Raw genomic sequence first — 8,724 nt, 5'->3', positions numbered from 1 at the left:
TGGCATGCGGACACACTTTTCTTTACTTAACCCCCCAATGTTGAGGGGTATGTAGTAAAAATTGCGGGCTGCAAATGTGAAACTGTATGAGTTTATGACACTTTCAAGTCATTTTTCGTGCCATTTTTGTCATAAACACAGTCACTAACTCGCATCGACCCAACGCCACCTGACATAAACGTAGTCACTAACTTGCATTGGTCAGGCCGCGCAGTAGTCATGCCGCGCAGTAGCCATAAGGCAAAGGCGACATGGCTTTCTGCAGTTATCCACAGTCTGAAAATTATCCACAGACAGCGAGGTTTTGGCCCCTTGTGGGCATCATTGAATCCGCCCTGTAGTGCACGCTATGGCCATGGCAATCAAGAAACTGTCCATGGCTCATCGAACTGAGGCTCCAACAAATCCAGTAGTCAACGCCGTCGATGATGAGGCGCTGCGTGAAGAGGTTGCGCTCATAGTCGCTGCTACCGGTCGTGACTGTGTGCAGGAGACCGTGCCACCTGTGGCTGCAGCGCCAGTGGCCGCACAAACATTTGCTTCGCCGCCAGCATCAGCCACAGCGTTAGCCCCATCGTCAGTATCGACAGGAGCGGGAGTTTCATCGGCCCTGTGGCGTCGGGCACCAGCGGTGTTCGTCGATGCACCGGCAGCCCGAAGATTAGCCGGACGGCCTCATAGTGAGGGAGCAATCTTCCTGGTCCGCAGTGATACTGAGGAGGAAGATGCGCAGGTAGCAAAGGTTTTAGCTCCTGTTTACAGTGCTAGTTTGCCCGCGGATAACGTCGATATTGTCGAGCTGCTCGGCCGTGGCGACGTACGCCCGGATGCTCCGAATCCCACCGATCACCAAAACGGCTCGAGCCTCCTGAACCACCATCAGAACCCAGCGTTACCTGCAAGCACCGACGTGATTACAGCGCCAGGTACAGAACCCGTACCGAACGTGCCGGCAACTACAACCGATGCCACGGCAACGTGCCTGATGTTGGTTCCTACGGTCGGCGGTGCCGGTGCTTCCATCGCGGCGGCAGCAAGTGCATTGGTTCTTTCCCGTGAAAGGCCCATCTGTTTGGTGGACGCGGACGTGCTCGCGGGAGGCATTGATCTGGTGCTCGGGATGGAAACGGAACCGGGATTGAGGTGGCAGGACTTCTCGGCTGCTGATGGTCGTCTCGACGGAGCGGCACTCTACGAAGCACTGCCATCCTGCCCGCGATCACCCGCTCTGAAAGTGTTGACGTGGACTCGCAGTCGCACGCCCGAGACGACTTACAACCACGCCTTTGCGAACAACAAATTCGACAGCGCCGACAGAACCGACAGAATCGACAGGCCCGACGATGTCCGGCACATTGCCAGCACCATTAGTTGCCTTATTCATGCCGGAATTACGGTCATCGTGGACTGCCCGAAGCAGGTGGAGTACGTCACCACTCTCGGCGCGCTTGCCGATGACACCGTCATAGTCCTGCCCACCTCCGTTCGAGCTATCGCAGCCGCTGGCCCCTTGGCGAGCATCTGTGCACAAGCGGGGTTCACCCCAAATCTTGCAGTGAGGTACCAGCAGTACCGCGATATCAGTGTCGAAGAGGTGGAATACGCTCTCGACCTGCCCATTGTTGGTGAGATTGAGTACTGCAAGAAGGTAGCTCACGAGATAGATGTGGGCGGGCTCGCTGGGGCCGTCGGCAAGCTGACGCGGGGATTGGAAGCGATGTTTGCCCTTGTCGGAGGTGGTGGCGATGGATGACGTCAGGCTGTTGGCGGCAGTGCGGACGGCGCTTGCGGAGCGGCCTGGGGTGGCATCGCATAGCGAGGTCGCCGACATCATTCGCGCAGAGACCTCGGGGGTTGTCTCCGATGTGAAGGTGCTGGAGATTCTGCGCACGATTCGCGAGGAAACGGTGGGCGCGGGTGTGTTGGATGCGCTGTTGCGACGCCCGGGTGTCAGCGATGTGCTGGTCACCGCGCCGGGCGAGGTCTGGGTCGACGCCGGCAACGGACTGGAGCGGGCCGAGATTTCCTTCGCGGACGAGGGCGAGGTGCGCGCGTATGCGGTGCGGCTCGCGTCGCGGTGTGGACGAAGGCTTGACGACGCGCAACCCTGGGCCGACGGCCATATTCCTGGTGGTGTCGGCGGCTGTGGTGTGCGAGTTCATGCGGTGCTTTCCCCACCGTCGGCGACCGGCACTCAGATTAGCCTGCGGGTGCTGCGTCCGGCTCGTCGCGGACTTGCGGAGCTATGCGATGTCGGGCTATTTCCACCGGAGATTCTGCCGGTGCTCCGGGGAATCGTGGCGGGACAGCTTTCGTTTATTGTCGCCGGTGGCACGGGTGCGGGAAAGACCACGCTATTGGCGGCGATGCTTTCAGAAGTTAATCCTGACCAGCGCATTGTGTGTATCGAGGACACTCCGGAGTTGCAACCTCAGCACCCGCATGTGGTGAAGCTGGTGACCAGGGCCGCCAACCTGGAGGGTGCCGGTGCGATTGGGCAGCAGGAGTTGCTGAAGCAGGCGCTGCGCATGCGTCCCGACCGCATTGTCGTCGGTGAGATTCGAGGCGCCGAAGTGGTGGATCTGCTGGCAGCGTTGAATACGGGGCATCGCGGTGGGGCGGGGACAATTCACGCCAACCGGATTGGGGATGTCGTCGCGCGCTTTGAGGCCTTGGGGTTGATCGGTGGCCTTGGTCGCGCCGGGCTACATGCGCAGTTGGTCTCGGCGGTGCAGGTGGTGTTGGTGGTCGAACGCGCTGATGTTCGCCGGCTGGCACAGATCGGGCTGCTGCGCGGTAACCCACCGGAGGTGGTGGAGGTCTGGACTGCTCGGGATGGGCCTGGGCCGGGTTGGGAAGCGTTGCAGAAGTTGCTGGTCGGCGGGGAATAACCGGTGGAATACCCGATGGAATGACTAGAGGAAAAGTCAGGGGATTAGACGGGGAGATTAACAGCTATGGGGGAAGGGTTTAGCGTGGCGATGCTCATTGGGGGAGCGGCTGCGGCGGTCGCTATCTGGCCGGACAGCTCGGCGGCGGTGCGCTCGCGAGCACTGGCAGGCCGTGGCCGCGAGGTGTCCGGCGGGCTGAAGTGGTTGCAGCGCATGGTTGGACTTGGTGCTGGTTCCACGGGGTCGAGTGCAGTAAGCACTGGCAGTGCGAATAGAACTGCAGGACTATCAATCATCATCGTTGCAGGCCCAGCACTCGTGTTGTTGTGGCTCGCCGGGATTCCAGGTGTTGTAGCCGGGCTGTTGCTGGGTCGCACCGCAGGGGCAGTAGTGCGCGCTGTGGGGGAGAGGCGCTGTGAACGTCGGGAAGCGGACAGCGCTGCGGTAGTGCTGGAGACCTTGACCGCGCAGTTGCGCGCAGGAGCGGCGGCTTCACGAGCGCTCAACGCGGCAGCAGCGGAATTGCGTAGGTCAGGGGATGAGACTGTGTTGGCTGATCATCTCGCGCACGCGGCGCATCGCGCGAACTTCGCCGACCCGTGGGAGGGCGAAGAATCTTCGGAGCAACTGCGCCGGATTGGGCGTATGTGGACGGTGGCGCAGCAACACGGTCTGAGTTTGGCTGGGTTGCTGGACTGCGCGCGGGGTGATTTGCAGGCTCGTCAGGCGCATCGATCACAGACGTCTGCCGCGCTGGCGGGGCCACGCATGACGATCGCCATCTTGGCTTCACTGCCGGTGTTCGGTTTGGTCATGGGGCAAGCGTTCGGGGCTTCCCCATTCGAGTTCCTCAGTCGCGGCATCGGAGGAATTGTGCTGGTCATCGGTGTCGGGCTGGTGTGCGCGGGCATCGAATGGGCGGTCGTCATCATCGATCGTGCGGAGGCCGGACAATGATTGCCGCCGCACTTCTCATCGCCGTCTACCTCTGCTTGCCGACGTTCAATCCCGTCCGCAGCCGACTGCCCGAATTGGTAGCCGAGTCGGATGCTCGCGCGCGAGGAAGCGTACGCCGACAGGTGACCAATCGGGTGGCGCAGATTGCCGCACAGGTGCGGGAACGTGTGCGAACTGTCATTGGCGGTGAGCGCATCAGCCCGGCTGTGCTGCTCGATGCCGCAGCGGCCCTCGACATCATTGGTGCTTGTTTGAGCTCCGGTATGCCGTTGTCGCAGGCCATGGCAGCAGCTGCCGATGGTGCAAACCCTGAGCTGGCCGAGCCACTTCGACAGTGTTCCGCCAGGTTGTCCGTGGGCGCGCACTCCGCTTGGGACAGCCTTGCTGCCACACCCGCGCTCGTGCCCCTGGCGACGGCTGGGCGCCGAGCAAGCGAATCCGGCACCGTTCTGGCGCAGGCGTTGGAGGACACCGCTGCCACGTACCGCAGTCAAGCGCACGATGCGGCGCAAGCCGTCGCCGAAAAGGCTGGTGTCCTCATTGCCGGGCCTCTGGCGTTGTGCTTTCTACCCGCGTTTGTGGTGCTGGGTTTGGTGCCCACCATCGCTGGGCTTGCCGACGAAATGTTTGCAGGACTGATGCCGTCATGAAGCGTGGACACTTCTGCGCCAAGCCCCGCGCGCTGGCACGCGCCGGATGCAGTGCTGGTTGCGCTCTCAGCTGTGACTTCGGTTGTGCGCGTGGTCCGCCTGCCGCGCCGCAATCCAACACGCATCAACCCGCATCAACGCGCGTCAATGCACATCACACCTCACAACTGACCTGTCACTCGACATCCACACAGGGGGAAACACTCATGACCACTCAAAACTCCAACCATCCGACCAACCTTCCAACCAACTCTTCAACCGATCCGCTGACCGCTGCGCAGTCCCAGCTGCGCTCGTATTTGCACAAGCGTCTGCACGCTCTGGCAACTGAGGAAAACGGCATGTCAACCGTGGAATATGCTCTCGGAACTATTGCGGCCGCCGCTTTCGGAGCCCTGCTCTACACCGTCGTGACCGGCGGCGATATCACCCAGGCGCTCACCGACATCATCGAAAGGGCGCTCAACACCGATGTCTAGCCGCATCCGCTCTACGCTTCATCGCCTGTGCGTCGACGACGAAGGCCAAACCACGGTAGAAACCGCTTTCGGTCTCGCGGCGCTGGTCACGGTCATGGTCACGGCTCTGTCCGGGCTGGTCACCATCGCAATGTACCTAGGGCTTACCGACGCAGCCGGAGCCATCGCACGGGCTGAGGCGCGGGGCGATGCGGAGACAGTAGCCGAGCTTCGCGCAGACGCGGATGGGCAGGTCGCGATATCGGAAACCTCCGGAACCGTGCGCGTGACCATTCGGCGTTCAGCGGGGCCATTTTCGCTGGAAGCACGCGCGGTCGCACTGAGGGAAAGAGCGGCATCGTCATGAGAAACGTGACAGCCCGCCTTCTCCGCGAAGAAGAAGGTTCCACCACAGTCGCAGCCGCACTGTTCATCGCCGCTTTCGTCGTTCTGACTTTGGTCGGAGTTACAGCCGGGGTGAGGGTGGTGCAGGCGCGGCAGGCAGCGGTAGCAGCGGACCTGGCCGCGGTGGCCGGCGCCGTGGCAGCGCAAGAGAGCGACGACGCCTGCAAAGCTGCGGGGTCAATCGCAAAAGCTAACCACGCACGCCTTGTGACCTGTGAGATTGATGGGGAGGACGTGCAGGTCAGCGTCCAACGAAAGGAGAGAAAAGCCACGTCCAGAGCAGGGCCGGTAGCGGTGGAGGATGCTGCTACTGGCCGTCGTTAAGCGCGCGCGACACCCCACTGAGCACCTTGATTGCGCCGGCCTTGTCCAATGGATCGTTGCCATTGCCGCACTTGGGCGACTGGATGCACGATGGGCAGCCGGATTCGCACTCGCAGGCGGCGACGGCATCGCGGGTCGCGCGAATCCACCGAGCGAAGGCCTCGTAGCCACGGTCGGCAAACCCCGCACCACCAGGGTGCCCGTCGTACACAAAAACGGTGGGCTGCTGGGTATCGGCGTGCATGACCGTGGAAACACCGCCGATGTCCCAGCGGTCGCAGGTGGCAATCAGTGGCAGCATGCCGATAGCCGCGTGCTCGGCTGCGTGGAGAGCCCCCGGCGCGATGTCGGAGCCCACGCCCCACGAGCGCAGGGTGGACTCGGGCATTGTGTAGGCCACGGCGCGCGTGACCAAACGCTGCGGAGGGTAGTCAAGTTCAACACTGTCGAGAATCTCGCCGGTATCCAGGCGGCGAAGATAGGAGGTGACCTGGTGAAAGACCTCGACCTGGCAGGAGGCGACCTGTAAGCCCTGGTAGTGGCGCATATCGTCAACATCGAGGATGCGGATGGTGGTGTCCATGCGCGAGCTGGTGGAATAGCGTGGCTGCTCGGGGTGGACTAGGGCGACGAGGCTGTCGAAGTCCAGCTGGTCGACAAGGTAGGACTCGCCGCGGTGCAAGTAGACGGCACCGTCGTGGACCTGCTGCATCGCACGGCCAAGATCGATGGTGCCAAGCAGTCGGCCATCGGTCTGGTCGACGATAGCCACTTCCTGACCATCGCCGCCACGGACGTTCACGGCATCGTGGGCAGTGGCAATGCGCGGTCCCTCATCGCGGTCGGTCGGGTAGTAGACGGGTTCTTGTCCTTCCCAGGTGCGCTTGCGCAACCAGCCTGCGGCCACCATGTCTTCGGCTACGGGCATGGTTCCCCACGCTTGAAGCTGGCTGGTGGTGACGGGTTTCTCCACAGCCGCGCAGTAGAGGTGTGACCACACCACATGTGGGTTGCGGGGATCGAAGACGGTCTTTTCCACCGGCCTGCCCAGCAGTGCGGACGGGTTGTGGACCAAGTACGTGTCCATGGGGTCATCGCGAGCCACCAACACCACCAGTGCGCCCTGACCACGACGGCCCGCGCGACCGGCCTGCTGCCAGAATGAAGCGACCGTGCCCGGGAAACCGGCCTGCACCACCGCGTCGAGGCCACCGACGTCAATGCCCAGCTCCAATGCGTTGGTGGTGGCCACACCTAGTAGGGTGCCGTCATCGAGCATGCGCTCGATGTCGCGGCGCTCTTCGGCCAGGTAGCCGGCGCGGTAAGACTCGATGCGCTCGGCGATATCGCTGCGGTGGCGCTTCTCCAGGCGCTCGCGCACGCCGAGCGCTACCTTCTCAGCACTGCTTCGCGAACGGGTGAAGGTCAGGGTGCGGGCGCCCTCGACAAGCAGGTCGGCCATGATATCCGCGGCCTCGGTCGGGGCGGGGCGGCGCACGGGGGCGCCGTTCTCGCCTTGGAGGTCGGGGAGCAGGCCGGGTTCCCACAGGGCGATAGTTCGCTCGCCGACCGGGGCGCCGTCTTCGGTGACGGCCTCGACAGGCTCGCCGATGAGGCGACGAGCCTGGTCAGCGGGGTCGTTGGTCGTCGCAGAGGCAACAATCACGGTCGGCGAGGCACCGTACTCACGGGATAGCCGCAGGAGGCGACGCAGAATTTGGGAGACGTTGGCGCCGAACACGCCTCGATAGGCATGGCATTCGTCGACGACGATATAGCGCAGGTTGCGTAGCATCCGCGTCCACCGAACATGGTTGCCGAGGACCGAAACATGCAGCATATCGGGGTTGGTAAACACCCAACGGGCGTGGTCGCGGATGGCGCGCCGGGCGTCTTGTGGGGTGTCGCCGTCGTAAAGCGAAATCAGCGAACTCAGTGACGCCGGTGCCATCGCGCGTGCAGTGTCCAGCTGATCGGCGCCCAGCGCCTTGGTCGGGGAGAGGTACAGCGCGGTGGCCGCGGGGGTGGCGGACAGTTCTGTGAGCACGGGCAGCAGGTAGCCGAGCGATTTACCCGACGCCGTGCCCGTCGCGACGACGCAGTGCACGCCCTCGCGGGCGAGGTTCGCGGTTGTCGCCTGATGAGTCCACAGGTTCTCAATTCCGCGATCTACCAGCACTTCTTTCAGCCAGCCCGGCACCCACTCAGGCCAAGGCGCAGTCACGCCAGCACGCGCAGGAAGATCCGCAATGTGCGTCACCGTCGCCCGCGGATGCGCACGAATAACCGGCCCCAGCAGCTCCCGCCCAAACGACTCCACCGACACCACCCTTTCCTGTAAACGCGCACTTCATATGCTTGACGACGCTTCCTATCAGCCACATTCTCGCTATTCGACACCCCAGTTTCTCCGGACTCCGAACACGGGTTTACGGGGGTGGCAAGAAGCTGTTCCTAATCGGCGCTCGCGCCCCAAACGTGGCAGACTTTTTGAGTGTATCGCCCGCCAACGGGCACCCAGCAAAAACTCGCACGAGGCGAAAGGGTGCTTTGGCCGTGTTTACCCCATCGTGTGTGGCCGGATGTGCGTGGCGAATACTTGTTTTATCGAATCCTGAAGTTGGGAAGTTTTGTAATGGCACAGGGTACTGTGAAGTGGTTCAACTCGGAGAAGGGCTTCGGGTTTATCGCCCCAGCTGACGGTGGCAACGACGTGTTCGTTCACTACTCCGAGATCCAGGGCACTGGTTTCAAGACGCTGGAAGAGAACCAGGCAGTCGAGTTTGAGATTGGTGAGGGCCAGAAGGGTCCGCAGGCTCTGGACGTGAAGCCTCTGTAAGTCAACCGTTTCCGGGTTGAACTGGGCTTTTGTCTGGTTTGGCGCGCGGAATTTTTGGCTTTTCAAGGTCCATGTTGTGTTCATGGGGTGAGCCTTGATTCTCCCACGTGGAAAGTGATTTCTGCGTGGGATTTTTGTGTTTCTGGGGCCCCCTTGAGTTCAGAGGGGGTTAAGTAGCAAAAAGTGTGTCCGCTCGGCGT

General features: G+C 62.2%; 9 protein-coding genes. 8 read left to right on the top strand and 1 reads right to left on the bottom strand.

The window, feature by feature from the left end:
- The first annotated feature begins 355 nt into the window (after positions 1-355).
- The 7 genes from HMPREF2857_RS03810 (at position 356) to HMPREF2857_RS03780 (ending at position 5,685) form a co-directional block, all read left to right on the top strand.
- Positions 356-1,753, top strand: coding sequence for a CpaE-like family protein (locus HMPREF2857_RS03810; protein WP_246819598.1), 1,398 nt, complete (start codon positions 356-358; stop codon positions 1,751-1,753).
- The gene (locus HMPREF2857_RS03805) at positions 1,746-2,891 is read left to right on the top strand and encodes a TadA family conjugal transfer-associated ATPase (protein WP_070642808.1); all 1,146 of its coding nucleotides are present in this window, start codon (positions 1,746-1,748) and stop codon (positions 2,889-2,891) included. Before HMPREF2857_RS03810 ends, HMPREF2857_RS03805 begins: the two co-directional genes overlap by 8 nt.
- Before the next feature lie 66 nt (positions 2,892-2,957).
- Complete coding sequence (locus tag HMPREF2857_RS03800; RefSeq protein WP_070642806.1) at positions 2,958-3,848, top strand: type II secretion system F family protein; 891 nt, start codon at positions 2,958-2,960, stop codon at positions 3,846-3,848.
- The gene (locus tag HMPREF2857_RS03795) at positions 3,845-4,498 is read left to right on the top strand and encodes a type II secretion system F family protein (protein WP_049171054.1); all 654 of its coding nucleotides are present in this window, start codon (positions 3,845-3,847) and stop codon (positions 4,496-4,498) included. The genes HMPREF2857_RS03800 and HMPREF2857_RS03795 overlap by 4 nt, the downstream gene beginning before the upstream one ends.
- A 287-nt stretch (positions 4,499-4,785) precedes the next feature.
- Positions 4,786-4,977: a DUF4244 domain-containing protein gene (locus HMPREF2857_RS03790; RefSeq protein ID WP_371441561.1), complete on the top strand. Its 192-nt coding sequence runs from the start codon at positions 4,786-4,788 to the stop codon at positions 4,975-4,977.
- Positions 4,970-5,323 carry a TadE family type IV pilus minor pilin gene (locus HMPREF2857_RS03785; protein ID WP_070642803.1) on the top strand — a complete coding sequence of 118 codons (354 nt, stop codon included), beginning with the start codon at positions 4,970-4,972 and terminating at the stop codon, positions 5,321-5,323. The genes HMPREF2857_RS03790 and HMPREF2857_RS03785 overlap by 8 nt, the downstream gene beginning before the upstream one ends.
- The gene (locus HMPREF2857_RS03780; protein ID WP_070603587.1) at positions 5,320-5,685 is read left to right on the top strand and encodes an Rv3654c family TadE-like protein; all 366 of its coding nucleotides are present in this window, start codon (positions 5,320-5,322) and stop codon (positions 5,683-5,685) included. Before HMPREF2857_RS03785 ends, HMPREF2857_RS03780 begins: the two co-directional genes overlap by 4 nt.
- On the opposite strand, the gene HMPREF2857_RS03775 is transcribed toward HMPREF2857_RS03780, so the two are convergent.
- On the bottom strand, positions 5,669-8,005 hold the full coding sequence (locus HMPREF2857_RS03775; RefSeq protein ID WP_070642811.1) for a DEAD/DEAH box helicase: 2,337 nt from the start codon (positions 8,003-8,005) through the stop codon (positions 5,669-5,671). The two genes, HMPREF2857_RS03780 and HMPREF2857_RS03775, sit on opposite strands and share 17 nt — an antisense overlap.
- Before the next feature lie 315 nt (positions 8,006-8,320).
- On the opposite strand from HMPREF2857_RS03775, the gene HMPREF2857_RS03770 reads away from it, so the two are divergent.
- Positions 8,321-8,524 carry a cold-shock protein gene (locus HMPREF2857_RS03770; RefSeq protein WP_005511370.1) on the top strand — a complete coding sequence of 68 codons (204 nt, stop codon included), beginning with the start codon at positions 8,321-8,323 and terminating at the stop codon, positions 8,522-8,524.
- Positions 8,525-8,724: the final 200 nt, after the last annotated feature.

It is taken from the genome of Corynebacterium sp. HMSC076C10, assembly GCF_001812455.1.
GTDB lineage: Bacteria > Actinomycetota > Actinomycetes > Mycobacteriales > Mycobacteriaceae > Corynebacterium > Corynebacterium jeikeium_D.
This window is presented reverse-complemented; position numbering and strand designations above follow the sequence as displayed.